At 72.5% G+C, this 22342-nt stretch carries 24 protein-coding genes; 10 read left to right on the top strand and 14 right to left on the bottom strand.

All coding sequences use genetic code 11. The features are described 5' to 3' along the window. Nucleotides 1-82: 82 nt before the first annotated feature. From ACIBEA_RS12130 to ACIBEA_RS12085, 10 genes are all read right to left on the bottom strand, one after another. Entirely contained in the window at nt 83-781 is a 699-nt protein-coding gene (locus ACIBEA_RS12130) for a response regulator (protein WP_399259760.1), read from the bottom strand. Beyond that, a complete protein-coding gene (locus ACIBEA_RS12125; protein ID WP_399259758.1) occupies nt 778-2049 on the bottom strand; it encodes a sensor histidine kinase in 1272 nt (423 codons plus the stop codon). Before ACIBEA_RS12125 ends, ACIBEA_RS12130 begins: the two co-directional genes overlap by 4 nt. A 5-nt stretch (nt 2050-2054) precedes the next feature. Next, nucleotides 2055-3011, bottom strand: coding sequence for a DUF5936 domain-containing protein (locus ACIBEA_RS12120; protein WP_399259756.1), 957 nt, complete (start codon nt 3009-3011; stop codon nt 2055-2057). Nucleotides 3012-3021: 10 nt separating this feature from the next. Further along, on the bottom strand, nt 3022-3960 hold the full coding sequence (locus ACIBEA_RS12115; protein WP_399259754.1) for a type II secretion system F family protein: 939 nt from the start codon (nt 3958-3960) through the stop codon (nt 3022-3024). After that, nucleotides 3957-5453, bottom strand: a complete 1497-nt coding sequence (locus ACIBEA_RS12110) for an ATPase, T2SS/T4P/T4SS family (RefSeq protein ID WP_399259752.1) — start codon at nt 5451-5453, stop codon at nt 3957-3959. Before ACIBEA_RS12110 ends, ACIBEA_RS12115 begins: the two co-directional genes overlap by 4 nt. Beyond that, nucleotides 5450-5845 (bottom strand): TadE/TadG family type IV pilus assembly protein, encoded by a 396-nt coding sequence (locus tag ACIBEA_RS12105; RefSeq protein ID WP_399259750.1) that lies wholly within the window; start codon nt 5843-5845, stop codon nt 5450-5452. Before ACIBEA_RS12105 ends, ACIBEA_RS12110 begins: the two co-directional genes overlap by 4 nt. A gap of 38 nt (nt 5846-5883) precedes the next feature. Then, nucleotides 5884-6213: a TadE/TadG family type IV pilus assembly protein gene (locus tag ACIBEA_RS12100; protein WP_399259748.1), complete on the bottom strand. Its 330-nt coding sequence runs from the start codon at nt 6211-6213 to the stop codon at nt 5884-5886. Between the two features lie 123 nt (nt 6214-6336). Then, entirely contained in the window at nt 6337-7638 is a 1302-nt protein-coding gene (locus ACIBEA_RS12095; RefSeq protein WP_399259746.1) for a CpaE family protein, read from the bottom strand. A gap of 7 nt (nt 7639-7645) precedes the next feature. Further along, nucleotides 7646-8347: a Flp pilus assembly protein CpaB gene (gene cpaB / locus ACIBEA_RS12090; protein ID WP_399259744.1), complete on the bottom strand. Its 702-nt coding sequence runs from the start codon at nt 8345-8347 to the stop codon at nt 7646-7648. 36 nt (nt 8348-8383) lie between these two features. After that, nucleotides 8384-9325, bottom strand: coding sequence for a hypothetical protein (locus tag ACIBEA_RS12085; protein ID WP_399259742.1), 942 nt, complete (start codon nt 9323-9325; stop codon nt 8384-8386). A gap of 393 nt (nt 9326-9718) precedes the next feature. Here ACIBEA_RS12085 and ACIBEA_RS12080 point away from each other — a divergent pair, with 393 nt between their 5' ends. Continuing rightward, nucleotides 9719-11410 carry a chitinase gene (locus ACIBEA_RS12080; protein WP_399260137.1) on the top strand — a complete coding sequence of 564 codons (1692 nt, stop codon included), beginning with the start codon at nt 9719-9721 and terminating at the stop codon, nt 11408-11410. A gap of 127 nt (nt 11411-11537) precedes the next feature. After that, nucleotides 11538-12881, top strand: a complete 1344-nt coding sequence (locus ACIBEA_RS12075; RefSeq protein WP_399259740.1) for a M14 family metallopeptidase — start codon at nt 11538-11540, stop codon at nt 12879-12881. 121 nt (nt 12882-13002) lie between these two features. Here the strand turns inward: ACIBEA_RS12075 and ACIBEA_RS12070 are convergent, their stop codons facing one another. Both ACIBEA_RS12070 and ACIBEA_RS12065 read right to left on the bottom strand, forming a co-directional pair. Continuing rightward, nucleotides 13003-13350, bottom strand: a complete 348-nt coding sequence (locus ACIBEA_RS12070) for a hypothetical protein (protein WP_399259738.1) — start codon at nt 13348-13350, stop codon at nt 13003-13005. Between the two features lie 56 nt (nt 13351-13406). Then, nucleotides 13407-14198, bottom strand: a complete 792-nt coding sequence (locus ACIBEA_RS12065) for an IclR family transcriptional regulator (RefSeq protein WP_399259736.1) — start codon at nt 14196-14198, stop codon at nt 13407-13409. Between the two features lie 166 nt (nt 14199-14364). On the opposite strand from ACIBEA_RS12065, the gene ACIBEA_RS12060 reads away from it, so the two are divergent. The 5 genes from ACIBEA_RS12060 (at nt 14365) to ACIBEA_RS12040 (ending at nt 18511) form a co-directional block, all read left to right on the top strand. Continuing rightward, nucleotides 14365-15768 (top strand): amino acid deaminase, encoded by a 1404-nt coding sequence (locus ACIBEA_RS12060; protein ID WP_399259734.1) that lies wholly within the window; start codon nt 14365-14367, stop codon nt 15766-15768. An 81-nt stretch (nt 15769-15849) separates the two neighbouring features. After that, nucleotides 15850-16860, top strand: a complete 1011-nt coding sequence (locus tag ACIBEA_RS12055; protein WP_399259732.1) for a YdcF family protein — start codon at nt 15850-15852, stop codon at nt 16858-16860. A gap of 131 nt (nt 16861-16991) precedes the next feature. Next, nucleotides 16992-17177 (top strand): hypothetical protein, encoded by a 186-nt coding sequence (locus ACIBEA_RS12050; protein ID WP_399259730.1) that lies wholly within the window; start codon nt 16992-16994, stop codon nt 17175-17177. A gap of 224 nt (nt 17178-17401) precedes the next feature. Then, on the top strand, nt 17402-17917 hold the full coding sequence (locus ACIBEA_RS12045; RefSeq protein WP_399259728.1) for a peptidylprolyl isomerase: 516 nt from the start codon (nt 17402-17404) through the stop codon (nt 17915-17917). Nucleotides 17918-18067: 150 nt separating this feature from the next. Next, nucleotides 18068-18511: a nitroreductase family deazaflavin-dependent oxidoreductase gene (locus tag ACIBEA_RS12040; RefSeq protein WP_399259726.1), complete on the top strand. Its 444-nt coding sequence runs from the start codon at nt 18068-18070 to the stop codon at nt 18509-18511. A 54-nt stretch (nt 18512-18565) separates the two neighbouring features. Here the strand turns inward: ACIBEA_RS12040 and ACIBEA_RS12035 are convergent, their stop codons facing one another. After that, on the bottom strand, nt 18566-19042 hold the full coding sequence (locus ACIBEA_RS12035) for a macro domain-containing protein (RefSeq protein WP_399259724.1): 477 nt from the start codon (nt 19040-19042) through the stop codon (nt 18566-18568). 89 nt (nt 19043-19131) lie between these two features. Here ACIBEA_RS12035 and ACIBEA_RS12030 point away from each other — a divergent pair, with 89 nt between their 5' ends. The 3 genes from ACIBEA_RS12030 (at nt 19132) to ACIBEA_RS12020 (ending at nt 21672) form a co-directional block, all read left to right on the top strand. Further along, nucleotides 19132-19737: a dihydrofolate reductase family protein gene (locus tag ACIBEA_RS12030; RefSeq protein ID WP_399259722.1), complete on the top strand. Its 606-nt coding sequence runs from the start codon at nt 19132-19134 to the stop codon at nt 19735-19737. Between the two features lie 242 nt (nt 19738-19979). Next, nucleotides 19980-21191: a pyridoxal phosphate-dependent aminotransferase gene (locus ACIBEA_RS12025; RefSeq protein WP_399259720.1), complete on the top strand. Its 1212-nt coding sequence runs from the start codon at nt 19980-19982 to the stop codon at nt 21189-21191. A gap of 88 nt (nt 21192-21279) precedes the next feature. Beyond that, nucleotides 21280-21672 carry a hypothetical protein gene (locus tag ACIBEA_RS12020; protein ID WP_399259718.1) on the top strand — a complete coding sequence of 131 codons (393 nt, stop codon included), beginning with the start codon at nt 21280-21282 and terminating at the stop codon, nt 21670-21672. Nucleotides 21673-21755: 83 nt separating this feature from the next. Here ACIBEA_RS12020 and ACIBEA_RS12015 read toward each other — a convergent pair whose 3' ends face one another. Next, nucleotides 21756-22193 carry a hypothetical protein gene (locus tag ACIBEA_RS12015; RefSeq protein ID WP_399259716.1) on the bottom strand — a complete coding sequence of 146 codons (438 nt, stop codon included), beginning with the start codon at nt 22191-22193 and terminating at the stop codon, nt 21756-21758. Nucleotides 22194-22342: the final 149 nt, after the last annotated feature.

Raw genomic sequence — 22342 nt, 5'->3', positions numbered from 1 at the left:
GTCGATTTGCGGACCGTACGGGGTGGGGGTGGGGGTGCCCAAGGGTCCCGGGGCCCAATTACGGACCCAATGCGCTCGGCGTCTACCCATGGCCAGTCACTCCTGGACGGGCGGTTCCCAGCCAGCGGGCTATGGCTTCGCTGCGGGTGGTGCTGTGGAGCTTCGCGAAGATGCGGTTGATGTGGTTCTTGACCGTCTTCTCGCTGATGAAGCAGGTGGCGGCGATCTGCTGGTTGCTCATTCCGGATGCGATCAGGTCCATCACCTCCACCTCCCTCGAACTCAGGCCGTATGCCGCGTGGTTGTGGTGCTGCACAGAAGACTGTGCCACAACTCGTTGCGGTTGCGAAGCCCCCCGGAGGTCTGCGAGCAAGATGCTCGACGGGGTCGAGGTGAAGTTCGCGCGGCCCGCGTGGGCGTCGCGGACCGCCGACGCCAGCTGGTCCGGGGTGAATTCGCCGTGCACCAGGTACCCCGCCGCGCCCAACAGGAGGGATTCGCGGACGATGTCGGACTCCCGGCTGTACGTCAGCATCAGTACGGGCGCCAGCCGGACCAGGTGCGGGAGGGCCGAGATGCCGTCCACGCCCGGCATCCGGACGTCCAGCAGGACCACGTCCGGGCGGTGGGTGCGGGCCTGTCGGAGGGCGCCGCGGCCGTCGGCGGCCTCCGCCACCACCTGGAGGTCCTCGTGGGTGGCCAGCAGGGCGGCCAGGCCCGCCCGGACCACCGGGTTGTCGTCCGCGATCAGGATGCGCAGCGCCGTGCCGGGGGGCGTCATCCGGTGTCCTCCCCCGGAATCGGGGCCGGGAGCGTCAGGCGGACCTCCGTGCCCGACGGGGTGGCTCGGGCGATGGTCAGCTCCGCGCCGATCGCCGCAGCCCGTTCCCGCATGCCCAGCAGGCCGAAGTGGCCCGCCGACCGCAGCGCCGCGGGCGACGCGTCCACGGCGAGGCCGCGGCCGTCGTCCCGGACGGTGAGGGTGAACAGGCCGCCGGTGACGGACGCCGTCACGATCGTACGGGTCGCCCCCGCGTGGCGCCGGCCGTTCTCCAGGGCCTCGGCGGCGACGGCCAGGAGGTGGCGGCGCACCCGTGCGGGGTAGTCGGGGAGGTCCGCCGGAGCCGCCAGCGTGGCGCCGGCGAACTGGGCCGTACAGCGGGCCAGTTCCTCGGCCAGCGGGGCCGTCGGGAGCACGGGGACCGCGTCGGTGTCGCGCAGTTCGCACAGCAGCTCGCGGGATTCCGCCGCCGCGCGGCGGGCCGCGTGGGCGATCAGGGCGGCCTGGCCCCGTACCGCCTGCGGGTCGGTGGTCCGGCCCAGCGCCTCGGCCGCCAGGGCCAGGCCGTGCAGGGTCTTGGACACCGAGTCGTGCATCTCCCGGGCCAGTCGGGCCCGTTCGTCGCGGACCGCCTCCGCCACCGCCAGCCGGGCCCGGGTCTCGGTCAGGGCCCGGCTCGCCTCGCCGACCCGCAGCAGCAGGCCGCGCAGGCTGGAGCCGGCCGCGCCCGCGAGCAGGCACAGGGTGGCCAGCAGGTACGCCGCCGGCACGTGGTGCGCCAGCGCGGCCACGGCCACCGCCTGGAAGGCTGCGTACAGGGCCGAGCCGCGCCACCCCTGGACCAGGCCGGCCAGCAGCGGGGTGCACACCGAGACGAAGCCGAGCGGGGACTCGGGGCCCGCGGTGACCAGCAGCAGGGCGCTGAAGGTCATGTCCACCGCGAGCAGCCAGGGGTGGCGCAGCAGCAGCGGGCCGAAGCGCTCCCAGTCGCGGAAGAGGGCGTACGAGAACATGAAGACGGTCAGCAGCGCCCCCGAGACCAGCCACAGCGGCAGGCCGGGCGCGGTGTGGGTGAGCGCGAGCGGGGCGCCGAGGGCGATCATCACCAGCCGGAAGGCGAAGACCTGGCGGCACAGGGCCTGGAGGGCGTTCGCCTGGAGGGGCAGGGCGATCGCCGGCGCCGGCGGCGGCGCCGGGGCGGCCCGGCGCGCGTACCCGAGGCGCGGTGCGCGTCCGCTCCCCGGCCCCGTGAAGGACAGTGCGGCCATCGTCGTCAGCCACCCCCCAGGATCGCGCCGAAGTCGACGTTCGCGCCGTAGACGAAGCCGCAGACCAGCAGGATCAGCGTGCCGGGCAGCATGAACATCGTGACCGCGAAGGTCGCCTTGGGGACCGCGCGGGCCGCCCGGCGGCGGGCGTTCTGGGCGTCGGTGCGGCGCATGTCCTCGGCGATCGCGATCAGCGTGTCGACGATCGGCGAGCCCAGTTCCTCGCCCTGTTGGAGCGCGGTGACGAACTGCGCCACCTGCTCGGAGTCGTTGCGACGGCGCAGTTCGTCGAAGGCCTGGCGGCGGCTGACGCCCATGTTCATCTGCTGCAGGGTGATGCGCACCTCGTCGGCCCAGGGGCCCTCGTACTTGTCCGCGACCCGCTCCAGCGCCTGCCGGAAGCCCAGTCCGGCGCTCACCACGACGGCGAGCACGTCGAGGAAGTCGGGCAGGATCCGTTCTATGTGGTCGCGCCGGACCCGGATCGCCGACCACAGGCCGACCTCGATCCAGAACAGCCCGAACGCGACCATCAGCAGCGCCGCGACCAACTGGCCGTTGATCAGCATCGCGAAGGCGCCGAGCGCGCCGAGGGCGCCGTACACCGCGCGCCGCGCCGCGTAGCGGTCGATGGTCAGACCGGCCGGATTGCCCGCCATGTCGATCTGGCGGCGCTTGCGGGCCACCCGGTCCCGGCCCATCAGGCGCAGCACCAGCGGCGCCCAGCGGATGCCGAGCCGGTCGACGAGCGAGCCGACGGCGGTGGTGCGCGAGGCGCCGACCTCCAGGGCGAGGGCCAGGTCGCCGGGGAGCTTGGTGTCGGCGCGGTAGAGGCGCAGGCCGTGGAAGGCGCCGAAGACGGACAGGCCGACGACCAGGGCCAGTACGGGCCCGGGCCAGCCGCCGGTCGCCACGGACGCGGCGAGAGGGGCGAGGTCGGGGCGGCTCGGGGGAAATGTCATCCGGCGGCCCTCACACGTCGATCTTGGACAGGCGGCGGATGAGGACGAAACCCAGGGCGAAGAGGCCGAGCGCGACGAGCACCGCGGTCTGTCCGATGAACGCGCCGGTCATCCGGTCCAGCGCGCCCGGCATCATCGCGTCCACCAGGAGCAGCGAGGCCAGTCCGATCGCGGGCACCAGGTAGGCGGTCACCGTGACCTGCGAGAGCTGCGTACGGATCTCGCGCCGCGTCTCCTTGCGCTGCTCCAGGGTCACCGTCAGGTTGCGCAGGCTCCCCACGATCGCGCCGCCCGCGCGGGCGGAGAGCACCAGCGTGGACACCAGGACGACGAGCTCGCGCGAGGGCAGCCGCTCGGCGATCTCCCCCAGCGCCTCCTCGATCGAGTGCCCGATCGCCAGCCGGTCGGCGACGCGGGAGAGCTCCTCGCCGGCGGGGGCCTCCAGCTCCTCGGCGGCGATGCCGATGGCGGTGCGCAGGGCGAGGCCGGCCTGGGTGGCGTTGGCCAGGATCCGGGCCAGCTCGGGGAGCTGGTTGATGAAGCGTTCCGTGCGCCGGGCCCGCTGCCAGTTCAGGAAGGCGTTGCCCGCCCAGATGCCGATCAGGCCCGCGACCGGGCCGAAGAAGGGCGCGAGGAAGGCGGCGGACAGCAGCCAGACCCCGGTGACGGCGGCCAGTACGTACACGAGGAACTCGCCCGGTGTCAGGTCGAGTCCGGTCGTGGCGAGCTTCTGCTCGATCCGGCGGCCCAACGAGGTCGTGCGCAGTCTGCGGTCGAGGGTCGGGAAGCGGCGCCTGCGGCCGCTGGGCGGGGGCTCGCCGCTCGCCGTGAGCCGTTCGACGAGGGCCGCGCGCTGGGCGCGTCCGGCGGCGTAGGCGTGCGCGCCGAGGACGACGAGCAGGCCGGCCAGCAGGGTGGCTCCGAGGGTGAGGAGCACGAGAGCGTTCACAGGATGGTCCGGGGGTCGAGCGGATCGAGCGGATCGTGTGGGTACGGCGGCTGGAGCGCCGCCGGGTGGGGCGACTGCTGCGCCGGGTACGGCGGCTGCTGCGCCTCGAACTGGGGCTGCTGCGCCTCGAACTGCGGCGGGTGCGCCTGGTACGGCGGCTGGTGCGCCTCGTAGGGCCGGCCGCCGCCGGTCGTCGCGACGCCGAAGGCCTGCGGGACCGGCTGGTTGTTCATGTACAGCCGGTCCGCGATCCGGCGCGGCAGGGGGCGGTACTCGAAGTAGCCGAGGACGCGGCCGTCGGGCCCCGGGGGCTGGGCGGCGTAGCGGCACACCGTGGTGATCCGGAACGGTTCGCGGCCGTGCGAGTCGAGGATGGAGATCTCGGTGATCCGGCGGGAGCCGTCGCCGAAGCGGGTCAGCTGGACGATGACGTTGACGGCGCTGTTGATCTGGTCCTGGAGCGCCTCGAAGGGGATCTCGACCTCCGACATGGACGCGAGGGTCTGCAGGCGCATCAGGGCGTCCTCGGAGCTGTTCGCGTGGACGGTGGCGAGCGAGCCGTCGTGGCCGGTGGACATGGCCTGGAGCATGTCGAGGGTCTCGCCGCCGCGGACCTCGCCGACGATGATGCGGTCGGGGCGCATGCGCAGGGAGTTGCGGACGAGGTCGCGGATGGTGATGCGGCCGTTGCCCTCGACGTTCGCCGGTCGCGATTCGAGGCGGATCACGTGCGGCTGCTGGAGCTGGAGTTCGGCGGAGTCCTCGATGGTGATGATGCGCTCGCCCTCCGGGATCAGCCCCGAGAGGGCGTTGAGGAGGGTGGTCTTGCCGGTGCCGGTGGCGCCGGAGACGATCACGTTCATCTTCGCCTGCACCAGCCCGGAGAGCAGCAGCAGCATCTGCTCGTCGAGCGAGCCGAGGCCGATCATCTCGTGCAGGGTGAAAGCGCGCGGGAAGCGGCGGATGGTGAGGGTCGCGCCGGTCAGCGACAGCGGCGGGATGATGACGTTGACGCGCTCGCCGCTGGGCAGCCGCGCGTCGACCATCGGATTGGCCTCGTCCACGCGGCGGTTGACGGTGGAGACGATCCGCTCGATGGTCTGCATGAGCTGGTCGTGGGAGGCGAAGCGGAGCGGGAGCCGCTCGACCCGGCCGCCGCGCTCGACGAAGATCTGGTCGGGTCCGTTGACCATGATCTCGGAGATGGAGGGGTCTTCGAGGAGCGGTTCGAGCACGCCGAGACCGAGGGCCTCGTCGACGACCCGGCGGATCAGCTGGGCGCGCTCGGCGGTGGACAGGACCGGGCCTTCGCGGCTGATGATGTGCCCGAGCACGCGCTCCAGACGCGCCCGGCGCTCGGCGGGCGCGAGCGCGGACATCTCGGCGAGGTCGATCTCCTCCAGCAGTTTGGCGCGGTACGCGGAGACCAGACGGCCGTCCTCGCGCGGGCCGTGCCGGTCGTCGGGGGTGTTGACCCGGGAACGCAGGCTCATGGTCCGGTCACCTTCGGGTCGTCGTTGGGCATGATCGCGGTGCGGGTGGCATCGGGCACGCTCAGCCCGGGGACGATGGAATTGACGGAGATCGTCACCGTCACCGTCACCGCATCGGCGTTCTTCGAGACCACGACCCGCGCGCGCGAGGCCAGGCCGCCGCTGATCGCGGCCCGGCCCGCCGCTTCGCCGCCCTCGCCGTAACGGGCTTCCACGCGGGCGGCCGTACGGGCTGCGGTGTCGGCCTGCTCGTGGACGTAGCCGATCCAGCCCAGTTGGATGCCGCAGAGCCCGACGAAGAGCACGATGGGGACGAAACCGATGTACTCCAGCGCCACTTGCCCCCGGTCGCCGCGGAGCCCGCGCCCCGCTCCCCTCCTCGGGAACCTCATCGCGTTCCTCACCTCATCCCTCCTCACCTCGCCCCTCCTCACCGCGCGCTCTCCTTGGCCGATCCGCCCTCGCCGACGATGGGCACCCCGATGTTCAACCCCGGGTAGAGCACGGGGAGGTTGAGCGTGACGGTCGCCTTGTAGAGGTCCCCGGAGGTCCGGCAGCTGGAGGTCATCCGCCAGGCGCCGCCGATGTGCCGCCCCGCGGCCGCCGCGCAGGCGCCGTCGCCGCGGGCCGCGCCCGCGCGCGCCGCCTCGTCCGCCGCGTTGCCCGCGAGCGAGAAGGCGTAGCCGATCAGCACGCACTCCCACACCGCGACCACCAGCAGCAGGATCAGCGGCACCGTCCCCAGGAACTCGATGGCCACCTGCCCGCGGTCACCCCGGCAAGGATCCACCCGGCCGCGGTACCCGCGTCCGCCGCCGCCCGGCCCCCCGGTCCCCCGATCGCGGACCGCGGTACGTCGCGCACGCCCCCCGGCGCGCACCCCTCAGCCCTCCCCGGCCCGGCGCCGCCACGGGCCCACCGCGCCGCGGTCGCCGCCGCGCAACCGGGCCACCGGTCCGCCCGCGCGCACCGCGAGGGCGCCGCCGGGCGTCGGCGGCGGCTCGTCGGCGTCCGGGGCGGCGAGCAGGCCCAGCTCCCCGGCCAGGGTCCACAGGGCCTGCTTGACGGTGGAGCGGTTGTCGAGGTCCTGGACGCGGCCCGCGTCCACGACGGCCTGGAGCTCCTTGAAGGCCGCGGGGACCGGGGTCCGGGTGGCCCGGGTCTTGGTGATCTTCTGGATGAGCGAGGGCTGTATCTCGGTGTGCTTGGTCCAGCGGTTGACGACCAGGGAGGTCTCCTCCGCCTTGCGGATCTGGAGCCGTTCCCACATCCGCACCATCCGCTTGGCGGCACGTACGGCGACCACGTCCGGCGTGGTGACCAGGACCGCCACGTCCGCGCTCTCCACGGCGGTGGCGCCGGCGCCGGTCAGTTGGGTGCCGCAGTCGATGACGACGAGGTCGTAGCGTCCGCGCAGGGCGGCGATGACCTGGCGGGCGGCCCGCTCGTCGACCTCCTCGCCGCGCTCGCCCTCGCCGGGGGCCAGCAGCAGGGCGAGGCCGGTGCGGTCGTCGTACACCGCGTCCTGGAGCACCCGGGGCGAGATGTCCTGGATCCCGGCGAGGTCGGCGATGGAGCGCCGGAACTGCACGTCGAGGTAGGAGCCCACGTCCCCGGCCTGGAGGTCCAGGTCGACCAGCGCGGTGCGCCGCCCGGCGGCAGCCGCGGCCAGCGCGAACTGGACGGCGGTGAAGGTGGCGCCCACCCCGCCCTTGGCTCCGGTGACCGTGACCACGCGGCCGCCGGGGCCGGGCAGCACGTCGGGGCCGCGGCCCAGGTGACGGCGTACGCCCACGGACCACTGGGCGGCGGCCTGGACGCGGGCGGCGAGTTCCTCGTAGGCCAGCGGCAGCCCGATCAGGCCGCGCGCGCCGGAGTCCATGGCCGCGGAGAAGAGGCCGGGGCCGGCTCCGGAGCTGACCAGGATGACGCCGACGGCCGGGAAGCGCAGGGCGACGTCCCGGATGAGTTCCAGGGCCGGGACGGGGCCGATCCGCTCGTGGACCAGCACCACCTCGGGCAGTTCGTCGAGGGATTCCGCGGCCAGCCGGGCCAGGGTGTCCAGGAGCGAGGTGGAGTCCGGCACCGGGGCGGCCGGTTCCGCCTCGGGGAGCTGGCTGAGCAGGGTGATGATGGAGCGGGCGGCCTCCGGGTCACCGACCGCCGGGAGGATTCGGGTGGTCATCCGGGCCTCACTTGTCCCCGTCGAGGGTGTACGTGCGATCGCTCGGGGCGGGCGCCGATTCGGCGCCGGGGGCCACGAGGGCCAGGCGGACGTGCGCCGCGAAGGACTCGGCGTAGGCGACGCGCTGGGTGTCCTTGGTGTTCAGGGCGAAGGTGATCGGCACGACCTCGGCCGGTCCGGTGCGGCTGCTGTCCTTGTCGAGGGAGGTCAGCTTGCCGACGTTGATGACGCGGGCGTTGGCCACGATGATCACCGAGCGGGCTGGGTCGTTGTCCTTGGCCCCCTTGAAGGTGGCGATGATGTTGACCTTGGCACCGGAGTAGATCTTTCCGGCCACTCCGGTCGCCGCGTCGATCATGATGGCGATCTCCTGCTCACCGGGTTGGAGCTGCGGCTTGTCGACGACCATGTCGCTCTGGAGCAGGGAGCCCTTGCGCAGGGTGGTGAGCGCGATCTTGTCCCGGACGGCGCCCAGGTCGGTGATCGCGGTCGTCGAGAGCCAGCGCTTGGGCATCTTGATCTCCTCGAACTGGCCCGCGTTCAGCGGGCTGTACGGGGCTATGTCGCCCTTGGCCCGGTACGCCACGACCTCGGGGCCGACCTTCGAGTTGACGTCGCCGATCACCATCAGCACCCCGGCGATGGCGCCGAGGGCGCACAGGACCGACAGGAGCAGCAGGATGACGCCGCGGCGCTGGCGTGAGTTCATGGCCGGGACTACCTCGTCGTTCTTCGTTCGGGCCGGTCAGGATCTGGGACGGGACGCGGGGCCGCCCGCGGAGCGGGCTCCGGGGACGGTGGTGGACGGTGCAGCGGAGGACGGTGCGACGGAGGGGGCGACGAGCGGGGCGGCGCAGAATCCGCAGCGGTCGCCGATGAGTTCGGCCCCGCACCAGCGGCACTGCTCGCGGCGGACGGAGGCGACCAGCTGGTAGAGCATGGCGATGTCGGGGATGGCCGCGGCGAATTCGACGAGCTTGCCGGTGGCCCACCAGGCGGGCGAGTCGGCGGGCAGCGGATTCTCCATCACCCCTTGGACCTGCCAGGCGGGGGCGAGTTCGGCGGTGACCCAGTCGGAGGCGAGCTGACCGCGGGCGAAGGTGAGGTGCGTGGCGAAGCCGGGCCCGGGGGGCAGGACGGCTCCCCCGGCGCCGTGCGCCCCGCCGCCCCCGCCCGAACCGCCGAGCTTGACCAGGTGGGGCTCGGGGTTGGCCAGTACGGCGAACTGGGCGTTCGGACTCCAGGACCTGGCGTGCGCCTTGAGGCCGACCGGCACCCGGTCGAGCTTGGCCACGCTGCCCAGGAGGGCGCCCGCGTAGATGTAGTGGGAGAGCAGCCGAGCGGCGGACGCAATGATTCCGGGACTGAAATCGCACACGCTCAGCTGGCGCAGCTGACGCACCAGCAGAGCGGTGGCCAGCGGCGGCAGATCGGTGCCGATGAGCGCGATCCGGTCGCTTTCCAGGATGGCCCGTACGGTGTGCAGCCGACGGACCGTGGCGGCCGGCAACCAGGTCGGCACGACGGCCACGACGTGCCCGTGACGCTCCAACAGGGCCGTGATTTCGGCGAGCGCGCCCTCCAGGTCCAGCTGCTCCGGCGAGTGCAGCACGACGCCCGCCGGGGTGTGCCGGTCGGGGGCGGGCAGCACCAGATCGGCACTGGTGACAGCGATGGCGGTCGGCACGCGAATCCCCCTGTTCACCCCGTGCGCCACGGACGTTCACGGGTCCGGCGCGTCCGCGCGCATGCTGCGCGACCGCAAACGACCGACGCGTTTCCCTCCTGCTCGAGCACCATATCCGCGTCCTCCCTGGCGGGGCAGGGGCTTGTCGATTCCCGTGCCGCGGGCACGTGTCACAGGTGGCTGGAAACCGGGACAACAAGGAACTGACGACTGGCCAGTTCCGGCCACATTGCAAAGACCCTTGACACGGGGATTGGTCTGGACCAACTTGGCTACCACCTTTGACGCCAACGCGACGACGGGGCACCCCACTTGCCCCGCCGCCGTCGCTCCCCCTCGCCTTCCCCCATCCCCGCCGTCCCACTCCCCCCACCGGAGTCCTCCGTGAAACGCATGCGCACGCTCGCCCTGCTGGGCGCCACCACCCTCACGGCAGCCGGGCTCACGGCCCTCGCCGCCGGCACCGCACAGGCCGCCGACGTGAACGTCGCCCGCAACGGCGGCTTCGAGTCCGGACTGTCCAACTGGAGCTGTACGGGCTCCAGCGGCGCGGCCGTCCCCTCCCCCGTCTTCGCCGGGACCGGCGCCCTCAAGGCCACCCCGGCGGGCCAGGACAACGCCCAGTGCAGCCAGAGCGTCACGGTCAAGCCGAACTCGACCTACACCCTGAGCACGCAGGTCCAGGGCTCGTACGTCTACCTCGGCGCGACCGGCACCGGCACCCAGGACGTCTCCACCTGGACCCCCGGCTCGGGCTCCGGCTGGCAGAAGCTGTCCACCACCTTCGCCACGGGCCCGAACACCACCCAGGTCACCGTGTGGACCCACGGCTGGTACGGCCAGAGCGCCTACTACGCCGACGACTTCAGCGTCTTCGGCCCCGACGGGGGCGGCGGCACCGATCCGGGGCCCTCGGTCCCCGGCGCCCCGGCCGCCCTCGCGGTTTCCGGCCAGAGCCAGAACGCGCTCACCCTTTCGTGGGGGGCGGTCAGCGGCGCGACCGGCTATTACGTCTACCAGGACGGCGTCCGGGTCAAGACGGTCACCGGAGCCTCCTCGGCCCAGCTCCAGAACCTGGCCGCGTCCACGACGTACTCCCTCCAGGTGAGCGCGTACAACCAGGCGGGCGAGGGTCCGCGCTCGGCGCCCGTCAACGGCACCACGACCGGCGGCGGGGGCGACCCCGGCCCGAACCCGTCCGTGCCCAAGCACGCGCTGACCGGCTACTGGCAGAACTTCAACAACGGCGCGACCGTCCAGAAGCTCTCCGACGTCCAGGCGCAGTACGACATCATCGCGGTGTCCTTCGCCGACGCCACCTCCACGCCCGGCGCCATCTCCTTCACCCTCGACTCGGCCGGCCTCGGCGGCTACACGGTCGCGCAGTTCAAGGCCGACCTGGCGGCGAAGAAGGCGGCCGGGAAGTCGGTCGTCCTCTCGATCGGCGGCGAGAAGGGCACGATCTCGGTCAACGACTCCGCCTCGGCGAACAACCTGGCGAACTCGGCCTACGCCCTGATGCAGGAGTACGGCTTCAGCGGGATCGACATCGACCTGGAGAACGGCCTCAACCCGACCTACATGACCCAGGCGCTGCGCTCCCTGGCCCAGAAGGCCGGTCCGTCCTTCGTCCTCACCATGGCCCCGCAGACCATCGACATGCAGTCGACCCAGGGCGGCTACTTCAAGACGGCGCTCGCGGTCAAGGACATCCTCACCGTCGTCAACATGCAGTACTACAACAGCGGCGCGATGCTCGGCTGCGACGGCAAGGTCTACTCGCAGGGCTCGGTGGACTTCCTCACCGCGCTGGCCTGCATCCAGCTGGAGGGCGGGCTCGCCCCCTCGCAGGTGGGCCTGGGCGTGCCGGCCTCGCCCAGCGGCGCGGGCAGCGGCTACGTCTCGCCGACCGTCGTGAACAACGCGCTGGACTGCCTGGCCAAGGGCACGAACTGCGGGTCCTTCAAGCCGTCGAAGACCTACCCGGGGCTGCGCGGTGCGATGACCTGGTCGACCAACTGGGACGCCAAAGCGGGTAGCGCTTGGTCCAACGCGGTGGGTCCGCACGTGCACGGCCTGCCGTAGCGGGTACCTGTGGGGGTGGCCGGATCCCGGCTCATGACCGGATACCGACTCTTGACCTGGACATGCCACGGGCGGACGCTGTGCGCGTCCGCACGGCTACCCCCACACTCCCCACCCAGGAGAACGCATGCGGCTCCACGCCCGCCGAAGGGCCGCCGTCACGGCGGCCCTGCTGGCGCTCGCGCTCGGCGCACCCGCCTACGGCATGAGCGCGGCCACGGCCTCGCCACCGCCCACCCCCTCCACCCAGACCCAGGACGAGGCGATCGTCCAGTACCGCATCCACGGCCCCTCCTCGGCCGCCGACCGTACGGCGCTGCTCGCGACCGGCGTGTCGATCGACGAGGTCGACGACCACACCGTCGTCGTCAGCGCCGACCCGATGCAGGCCAAGGCCCTGCGCGCACGCGGCTACGAGCTGACCGCGCTGGCCGGGCCGCCGGACCGCTCGATGCCCGGCATCGCCGCCGCCCCCTTCGACTTCCCCTCGGCCGACTCCCGGTACCACAACTACGCCGAGGCCACGGCGGAGATCAACCAGGACATCGCGGCCTATCCCTCGATCATGAGCAAGAAGGTCATCGGAAAGTCCTACGAGGGCCGGGACATCATCGCCATCAAGATCAGCGACAACGTCGCGACCGACGAGAACGAGCCCGAGGTGCTCTTCACCGCGCACCAGCACGCGCGCGAGCACCTCACCGTCGAGATGGCCCTGTACCTGCTCAAGGAGTTCGGGTCCAAGTACGGCACCGACCCCCGGATCACCAGCATGGTCGACGGCCGCGAGATCTGGGTCGTGCCGGACCTCAACCCGGACGGCGGCGAGTACGACATCGCCTCCGGCTCCTACCGGTCCTGGCGCAAGAACCGGCAGCCCAACTCCGGCTCCTCCGCCGTCGGCACCGACGAGAACCGCAACTGGAACTACAAGTGGGGCTGCTGCGGCGGCTCCTCCAGCAGCAAGGGCTCCGAGACCTACCGCGGCGCGGCGGCCGAGTCGGCGCCCGAGGTCAAGGTGGTCGCGGACTTCGTGCGCAGCCGGGTCATCGGCGGCAAGCAGCAGATCAAGGCGTCCATCGACTTCCACACCTACAGCCAGCTGGTCCTGTGGCCGTACGGCTGGACCTACAACGACACCGCCCCGGGCCTGACGGCGGACGACCTCGCGGTCTACAAGAAGATCGGCACCAGCATGGCCGCGAGCAATGGCTACACCCCCGAGCAGTCGAGCGACCTGTACATCACGGACGGGACGATCGACGACTGGCTGTGGGGCTCGCAGAAGATCTTCACCTACACCTTCGAGATGTACCCCGGCGAGTCCGGCAGCGGCGGCGGGTTCTACCCGCCCGACGAGGTCATCGACCGCGAGACCGCGCGCAACAAGGACGCGGTGCTCCAACTCCTGGAGAACGCCGACTGCATGTACCGCTCGATCGGCAAGGCCGCGCAGTACTGCACCGCTTAGCAGCGCCGGCAGCGCCCGGCAGGGCCTGGTGACGCCTGGCACACATCCCGCGGTCCCGTCGGACATGAGCGCCGTCCGGCGGGACCGCGGGCTGTCGGACGTCGAACGTCGGACACCGGACCTAGGCTGCCGCGTCCAGGGCGTCGGCCCGCCGTTCGAGAGCGGCGGCGACGTCGTCCCAGTCGGGCCCGTGGCTGTAGAGGCTGCGCGCCGCCTCCCGCATGAGCGCCGGTTCGTCCGGCCGCTGAAGGAGGACGAGCCGGTACGCGAGGTTGCGGATCCGCACGGGCAGGTACCCGTCGACCAGGTTCGGGCACAGTTCCCGCAGCATCGCCAGGATCGCGTCGGCGTCGGCGAAGGTCAGCTCCTCGATGAAAAAAGCCTCATCGTGCCGGCGTTCGCACGGCGGCGTCGCTCGGTACTCGTCCCCGAAGAGACATCGGGCGTGATCCGTCAGGGTGACGTGCATGGACCCGAGCGTACGACGCGGCGATCCGCCGGAAGCCCCGGGCTCAAGCCCCCGGCTCAGGCCCCCGACTCAGGCCCCGCTCCGGCTTCCGCGGGCAGCGGGGCCGGGCCGGAGCCCGCGTACTCCCTGCTGATGGTCTCGGCGCCGGCGCGCACCAGCGGCAGCAGGTCGAGCAGTTCCTCCGCGGTGACGACCACGCCGGGCGCCGACAGCGACATGGCGGCGACGGCCCGCCCGTCCGCACCGCGCACCGGCGCGCCCACGCAGTTGATCGACTCCTCGTGCCCGCCGAGATCGGCCGCCCAGCCCTGTTCCCGTACGAGGTCCAGCTCGCGCAGGAAGGCGTCGGCGTCCGGGATCGAGCGGGCCGTGTAGCGCGGGTACTCGACGCGCGCCGCCAGTGCGCGGCGCTCCGGCTCCGGCAGGTCGGCGAGCAGCACCTTGGAGACGGCCGCGACGGTCAGCGGGACGGGCTTGCCGATGCGCGAGTACATGCGCACCGGGTAGCGGCTGTCGACCTTGTCGATGTAGACGACCTCGTCGTCCTGGTGGACCGCCAGGTGCACGGTGTGACCGGTGCGGGCGCCGAGTTCGACGAGGTGGGGGTGGGCGATCTCGCGCACGTCGAGGTTCTCGACGGCCTCGGCGGCGAGGGCGAAGAGGTGTGCGCCGAGGCGGTAGCGGCCGTCGGGCTGGCGGTAGACGAGGCCGTGCGCGTGCAGGGTGCGCAGCAGGCGCAGGGCGGTGCTCTTGTGGACGTCCAGCTCGCGCGCGACGCCGCCGAGGTCCGCCGGTCCGCGGGCGAGGAGCGGCAGGATGCCGAGCGCGCGGTCGACCGACTGGCTCATGCGGCTCCCCTGTCGTCTTCCGCCCCCGGGCCGGGCGCGGCGTGCGTGGCGGGTGTGGCGGGTGTGGCGGCCGGGCCGCGTTGACCCGCCGTCATCCGGGATGTTAGACAGCGGGAGCCACAACCGGCAACGACCGTTGCATCAACCGCAACGCGAGGAGGCACCCATGGCCCACGCCCCCGCCGAAGCGGCCCACGCCGCCAGGCCCGCCGCAGACGACGCACACGCCACGGACGACGCGCACGCCACGGACGTCACGGAGGCCGCGAAGGCCGTGAAGGCCGTGAACGCCGTCGCGCGGCTCGCCGACGAACCGGTCGACCACCGCTTCAAGGGCCTGCCCCCGGACGCCGAGGCCGCCGGCCTCACCGTCGGCGAGCTGGCCGCCCAGCGCCGCGACCTGCACACGGGCGGGTTCACCACGCCCGTCCTGACCCTGGACGCCGACGCCCTCGAACACAACCTCGCCGTGCTCGGCCGCTACACCGCCCGCCACGGCCTCGCCTTCGCCCCGCACGGCAAGACGTGCATGTCCCCGCAGCTCTTCGAGCGCCAGCTGGAGCACGGCGCCTGGGGCATCACCGCCGCCATGCCCCACCAGGCCCGCGTGTACCGCGCCTTCGGGATCCAGCGGATCTTCCTGGCGAACCAGCTCGTCGACGCCGCCGCCCTGCGCTGGGTCGCCGCCGAGCTGGCGGCCGACCCGGAGTTCCGGTTCATCTGTTACGTCGACTCCGTGCGCGGGGTCGAGCTGATGGACCGGGCCCTCGCGGAGACGGGCTCCACCCGCCCCGTGGACGTCGTCGTCGAACTCGGCGCCGGCGAGGGGGCCCGTACCGGCGCCCGGACCGAGGAGGAGTGCCGCGCCGTCGCGGACGCGGTCGCCGACGCCGCCACCCTGCGCCTGGTCGGCGTCGCGGGCTACGAGGCCGAGGTGCCCGGCGCGGACCCCGCGAAGGTCACCGCCTGGCTCCGCCGCCTGACCGCCCTCACCGTCGCCCTGGACGCGGAGGGCCGCTTCGGCGCCCTCGCTCCCGGCGAGGAGATCGTGCTGAGCGCGGGCGGCAGCTCCTGGTTCGACGCCGTCGCCGAGGCCTTCGCCGAACTGCCGCCGCTGTCCGGGCCGGTCCTGAAGCTGCTGCGCTCCGGTGCGTACGTCTCCCACGACCACGACTGGTACACCAAGCTGACCCCCTTCAACCGGGTGCCCGAGGAGGGCGGGCTGCTCCCCGCTTTCCGGCTCTGGGCCCAGGTCGTCTCCCGCCCCTCCCCCACCCAGGCGTTCTTGAACGCCGGCAAGCGGGACGTGGCGTACGACCTCGGGCTGCCGGTGCCCGAGGTGGTGCGCGGGGCCCTCGACGGGGTGGAGCGCCCGGCCGACGGGGTGCGGCTGGTGAAGCTCTCCGACCAGCACGCCTGGCTGGAGACCGACGGCGCCGGGGACCTGGAGGTCGGCGATCTGGTGGGGCTGGCCATGTCCCACCCCTGCACGATCTTCGAGAAGTGGCAGCTGGTCCCGGTCGTGGCGGCGGACGGGACGGTCACCGAGTTCGTCCGCACCTTCTTCTGAGGCGCGGCGACCGCCGGTGGTGGGGCGGCGGCCGCGACCACGGGCGCGGCCGCCACGGGCCCGGCACCTACGATGTGCGACATGTTCGCCTTCGTGGTGTCTGCCCTGTTCTTCCTGCTCTTCTGGATAAGCGTCCGCGAGGACCGGCGGCGTTTTCGCAACGCCGTCTACCTGGGCCTGACCTGCATCAGCCTCTCGGTGGCGGTGCTGTCCCAGATCGACCGCCTGCCCGCCGGCAGCGGCCGGTTCGTGGCCCCGCTGGTCCTCGCGGTCCCGGCGCTCGGGGTGGTCGCGTTGGCGCTGTTCCTGATCGCCAACGGCGTGACGATGGCCCGCAAGGAGGGCGTCGCGCTGGCCAACCTGCTGTCGCTGCTCGCCGGGCTGGCGATCATCGGGCTGCTCGTCCTGACGGCGCTGGCCCTCGCCACGGAGTCGGACGCGCTCGCCGTCCCCGTCGCCACGGTGGTACTGGTCTCGCTCTACGTCTCCTTCCTCTTCCTCTGCTTCCTCGGCTACGCCTACCTCTACGGGCGGATCACGGTGCGCGGTGACGTCGACTTCGTGGTGATGCTGGGCTCCGGCCTGATCGGCGGGGACCGGGTGCCGCCGCTGCTGGCGTCCCGGCTGCGCAAGGGCATGCAGATCCACGCGGCCCAGACGGCCCGCGGCGGCCCGGCCCCGCTGCTGCTGGCCTCCGGCGGCAAGGGGTCGAACGAGAAGGTCGCCGAGGCGCGGGCGATGGCGGACTGGCTGATCGCGCAGGGCGTGCCGGCCGAGCACGTGCGTCTGGAGGACCGCTCGCGGACCACGGAGGAGAACCTCCTGTTCAGCGAGCGGATCATGTCCGGGTCCGTGCCGGGGTACCGCTGCGTGGTCGTCACGAACAACTTCCACGCCTTCCGCGCCGCGATGATGGCGCGCAAGGCGCGGGTCAACGGACAGGTGCTCGGGTCGCCGACGGCGGCGTACTTCTGGCCGAGCGCGACGATCCGCGAGTTCGTCGCGGTGTTCATGGAGCACAAGCTGGTCAACCTGATCATCTGCGGGGCGCTGGTGGCGGCCGGGGCGCTGCTGACACTGACCGTCGCGTAGGTCGTCCGGCGCCGGCGGTACGGACCGCCGCGCACGGGCCGACGTACGCGGGCCGACGTACCCGCGGGCCGACATGCGTTCAAGGGCGGGGCGCCGCAGGATGGGGCCAGGGGGCAGTGGAGGAGGTACCGATGGACAGTGACGCGGACCAGCAGCCCGGCCGGCCGGCCCAGCTCTTCTCCGGCGGAGAGCGGCCCTACGACCCCGAAGACCTCGTGATGGCGCGTGGACAGGACCCGACTCCGGAGCGGCTCGAAAAGGCGCGCGAGCTGATGGAGAAGGAGGGTCCGGCGGTCATCGAGCGCTACCTCCCGTAGCTCGCCCCTCGAAGCAGCCCCGGGGGCGCCGCCCCCGGGGCTTCCGCACGCCCTCCTCCGCTCCTCCGCACGACCCCCACCCCTCGACCACCCCTGCCCGTTGGCACGTATTGCCAGGTCTGCGAAGCTAAAAGGAAGATCCATACAGGGATCCACGCCAGGGTCCGCACCCAGGATCCGCTCCTCCCGCCAGCTCCACGCCCCCAGAAGGGACCGGACCCCCCATGCCCAAGGTCAGGCTGACCACCAACTTCGGCGCCATCGTGATCGACCTCGACGAGGAGCGGGCTCCCGCGACCGTGGCGAACTTCCTCTCCTACGTCGAGAGCGGCCACTACGCCGGAACGATCTTCCACCGGGTCATCCCCGGCTTCATGAACCAGGGCGGCGGCTTCACCCCGGACATGAACCAGAAGCCCACCCGGGCCCCGGTGGAGAACGAGGCGGCCAACGGCCTGAAGAACACGAAGTACACGGTCGCCATGGCCCGCACCAGCGCCCCGCACTCGGCCACCGCGCAGTTCTTCGTGAACACCGCCGACAACGCCTTCCTGGACCACACCGCCCCGACCCCGGGCGGCTTCGGCTACGCCGTCTTCGGCACGGTCACCGAGGGCCGGGAGGTCGTCGACGCCATCGCCGCCGTCAGGACGGGCCGCGCGGGCGGCCACGGCGACGTACCGACCGAGGCGGTCCTGATCGAGCGGGCCGAGCGGGCCGAGCGGGTTGAACCGGCCTGAGCGCCGCCCGCGGGGGCGCCGGTGCCGGTGCCGGCCATCGGGACGGGCCGGCCGTCGTGACGGAACGCGCGGCGCCTCGTTAGCCCCTCACATCCGCTCGCATCCGCACCGAACGGCACGCACCCGCACCACGGAGGGCAGGACCCGCCCATGCAGAATCCCCACGCCGACTGGGACCACCCCGCGGACCCGCGGGGCGAGCGGGAGCTGGCGCACGTACGCGCGTACGTGGCCACCGGCGGCGTCGACGGACACCTCTGGCACGGCGTCCCCACCCTCCTGCTGACCACCCTCGGCCGCGTCAGCGGCCACACGGCCCGCACCCCGCTGATCTACGCCGAGGACGAGGGCCGCCTGATCGTCGCCGCTTCGGCCGGCGGCGCCCCGGACCATCCCGACTGGTACCGCAACCTCGAAGCGGAGCCCGAGGTCCGCGTCCAGACGGGCCCGGCCCCCTTCCAGGCCAAGGCCCGCCCGGCCACCGCCGCGGAGCGCGAGACCTACTGGCCCGCGCTGACCGCCCTGTGGCCGCCCTTCGAGGACGACCAGGCCCGCACCGCGCGCGAGATCCCACTGGCGATCATCGAGCGCTGAGGGGACGGGTCGCCCGTCCCGCGGCCGCCCGCCCCCATCCCGCCCCCGGCCCGCTCAGTCGAAGTCGTACACCGTCACCGGGACGTCACGGGCGCACAGCGCGGCCGTGACCAGGGGTTCGATACGGGTCCACGTACCGCCCGCGAGGCCACAGCCGATGCGGGGCATGTGGACGGAAGCGCCGAGGACGACGGCGTGCTCGGCCAGGGCCGCGAGGCAGCGCCCGACGGCGTCGTAGCGGACGGGCGGGCCGCCGCTGCCGGTGCGCATGCCGCGCTGGCCCACCATGTTGGCGACCCGGACGTCCGCCCGGACCTGCACCAGCTGCACGGCGCCCAGCCCGAAGTCGTTCCCGCTGCGGCCACGGTGCCAGGCCCGGTACGCGACCTCGGGCTCCGGCCACCGCTTCGAGACCGCCAGGACGAACCCCTTGCCCCAGCCGCCCAGGTCGTTGCACACGTGGGCGACGATCTTCGGCCCCTTCGCCTGCGGGCTGGTCGCGTCCCCCTTGATGATCCTCAACGGCTGCATCGGGCCATGCTGCCAGGGGCCACCGACAGCCGTCGACGGCGTGCTTCAATGCTCGAACAGCCGTTCCTCGACTCCAGGAGCACCCCTTCATGAGCGACGCCGACGGCGCCGGCGATCCCACCAGCTACCGGATCGACCCCGCCGAGCTGCCGACCGCGGGCGCCGCCCCCACCGGCCGGCCGTTCCGGACCGCCGCGACCATCGGGGTCAGCCTCGACGGGTTCATCGCCCGTCCCGACGGCGACATCGAGTGGCTCACCCTGCGGGGCGCGCAGGCCGGGGAGACGGGCTACCTGGAGTTCATGGCCGGGATCGACACCCTGGCCCTGGGCCGGCGCACGTACGAGAAGGTCCTCACCTTCGGCTTCTGGCCGTACGAGGGCAAGCGCGTCGTGGTCCTCAGCACCGGGCTGACCACCGACGACCCGCGCGTCACCGTCCACCGCTCGGTGGCGGAGCTGCTGGCCGGGCTGACCGAGCACGGGGCGCGCAAGGTGTACGTCGACGGCGGCAGGACGATCCAGACCTTCCTGCGGGAGGGCCTCCTGGACGAGCTGATCATCACCACCGCCCCGGTCCTGATCGGCGAGGGCCTGCCCCTCTTCGGCGCCCTGGACCGGGACATCGACCTCCAGCTGACCGCCGCCAAGGTCCTGGACGCGGGCTTCATGCAGACGACGTACGCCGTCCTCTAGGGCGTGTTTCCCCTCGGGCCGCCGGGCGACCGGCCACGCGCACCGGCGTGACGAGCGCAACACCCGTCCGCGCCCGGCACCCGCCCCCACGCCATTCCGCAGGCCGGAACGCGGGCGCACCCACGTTTCCAAGGGCGCGGCCCACCCCCACCCCGCCCATTCCGCGAAACAGGGCAATTCACCCTTCACCCGGCGGGCCGAATCCCGCAGCGCGGTGGCGCCCGGCCCCGTAAGCTCCGGCCATGCAGGTGATCCAGTCAACGAAACTCGCCAATGTCTGCTACGAGATCCGCGGGCCCGTGCTCGAAGAGGCCATGCGGCTCGAAGCAGCAGGTCATCGCATCCTCAAGCTCAACACGGGCAACCCGGCGGCCTTCGGCTTCGAGTGCCCGCCCGAGATCCTTGAGGACATGCTCCGCAACCTGGGCACGGCCCACGGCTACGGGGACGCGAAGGGGCTGCTGTCCGCGCGCCGCGCGGTGATGCAGCACTACCAGACCAAGGGCATCGACCTGGACGTCGAGGACATCTACATCGGCAACGGGGTCTCCGAGCTGATCCAGATGTCCATGCAGGCACTGCTGGACGACGGCGACGAGGTGCTCGTCCCGGCGCCCGACTACCCGCTGTGGACCGCCTCCGTCTCGTTGGCCGGCGGCACCGCCGTCCACTACCGCTGCGACGAGCAGTCCGACTGGATGCCGGACCTGGCCGACATCGAGCGGAAGATCACCGACCGCACCCGCGCGCTCGTGATCATCAACCCGAACAACCCGACCGGCGCGGTCTACGACGACGAGATGCTGCGCGGGCTCACCGACATCGCCCGCCGCCACGACCTCGTGGTCTGCTCCGACGAGATCTACGACCGGATCCTGTTCGACGGAGCCACGCACACGCCGACCGCCGCCATCGCGCCGGACCTGCTGACCCTGACCTTCAACGGGCTCTCCAAGAACTACCGCGTCGCCGGTTACCGCTCCGGCTGGATGGCCGTCTGCGGCCCCAAGCAGCACGCCTCGTCCTACATCGAGGGCCTGACGATCCTGGCCAACATGCGACTGTGCGCGAACATGCCCTCGCAGCACGCCGTGGCCACCGCCCTCGGCGGCCGCCAGTCGATCGTGGACCTGGTGCTGCCGGGCGGCCGGCTGCTGGAGCAGCGCGACACGGCCTACGACCTGCTCACGCAGATCCCGGGGATCAGCTGCGTGAAGCCCAAGGGCGCGCTGTACCTCTTCCCGAAGCTGGACCCCTCGGTCTACAAGATCAAGGACGACCGCCAGATGGTCCTCGACCTGCTGCGGGCCGAGAAGATCATGGTCGTGCACGGTACGGGCTTCAACTGGCCCGAGCCCGACCACTTCCGGATCGTCACCCTGCCGAGCGCGAAGGACCTGGCCGACGCGGTGACCCGGATCGGCACCTTCCTGGACGGCTACAGCCAGCATTAGGGCCGACCGGCAGCCGCAGCCGGATTCAGCTCAACTTTAGACCGGATCCAATGTAGGATGGTCTCCTGACCCCGCAGGAGGCCCCCTCATGTACGAGCCGATCCGCACCAAGTCGGTCCACCGCATGGGCGGCGGCCGCGCCGACTACCCGCACAGCAGCCGTGGCGAAGCGCTGGACACCCAGCTCGCAGGACACCTGGCCGCCCTCCTCGCCGTGACCGACGAGCTGGGCCTGGACGAGGCCGGCGAGCAGATCTCCGGCCAGGTCGCCCGGCTGCGCGGCCGCGTGCCCGCACGGATCAAGGGCAGGCCCGCCACCGCCGGGGACGCCGACCGCGGCGCCCTGCACCAGCGCGCCCACGACCTCGCCGCCCGCGCGCTCCTCGTCGCCGCCTCGCGCGCCGACACCGCCGTCGCGATCCTCGCCGCCGAGCGCATGGACGCGCACTCCGCCGCCGTCGACCCGGCAGGCGCCCTCTAGACGGCCCCGGTCCGGGGCCGCGGAGGCCTCGGACCGGGTGCCATGCTCCTTCCCCGCGCCCCGGGCGTCCCCCGCGCCCCCGCTCAGCCGCCGGGCGCGACCAGCTCCACCTCCGCCACCCCGCACCAGGGCACCACGCCGGCGGGCCAGGCCGGACCGACCGCCTCGCCCCGGCCGACCTCACCCGGCCGCGGGGCGGCCACCTTCACCAGGGACCGCACCGGTACGTCGGCGGCTTCGGCGTCGCCCGTGGCGCCCGCGGCGCCCCGGCGGAACTCGACGGTCACGACGTACGAGCCCGAGCGCGCCGTCCGGCTCACCACCTCGACCCCGGCCAGCACCCGATGGCTTGCCGGATCGATTCGGCAGCCCGTCACCGCCACATCCTCGGCCACCGGCCGCGCCGCCGTCCCGGCGGGACCGGGCCCGCTGCTCGCCCACACGTACAGGCCGAAGGGGACGAAGACCATCCCCGCGGCCACCATCACCAGCGCCGCCAGCCACCCGCTCACTTGCTTCATGGTCGCCTCATGCCCTTGCGTCCTTGCCCGAGCCTCGCTTCACGCACCGCTTCATGCACCGATGATTCACCCGCGGTCGAAGTGGGACCACCTGCTCACCTGACGTTCACTCAACCGCGCGCGGAATGTGGGTTTCCGTGAGCACGCTG

The sequence above is a fragment of the Streptomyces sp. NPDC051555 genome (assembly GCF_044454405.1).
Lineage (GTDB): Bacteria > Actinomycetota > Actinomycetes > Streptomycetales > Streptomycetaceae > Streptomyces.
Note: the sequence above shows the minus strand (reverse complement) of the source record. Positions and strands in the feature narration are given on the sequence as shown.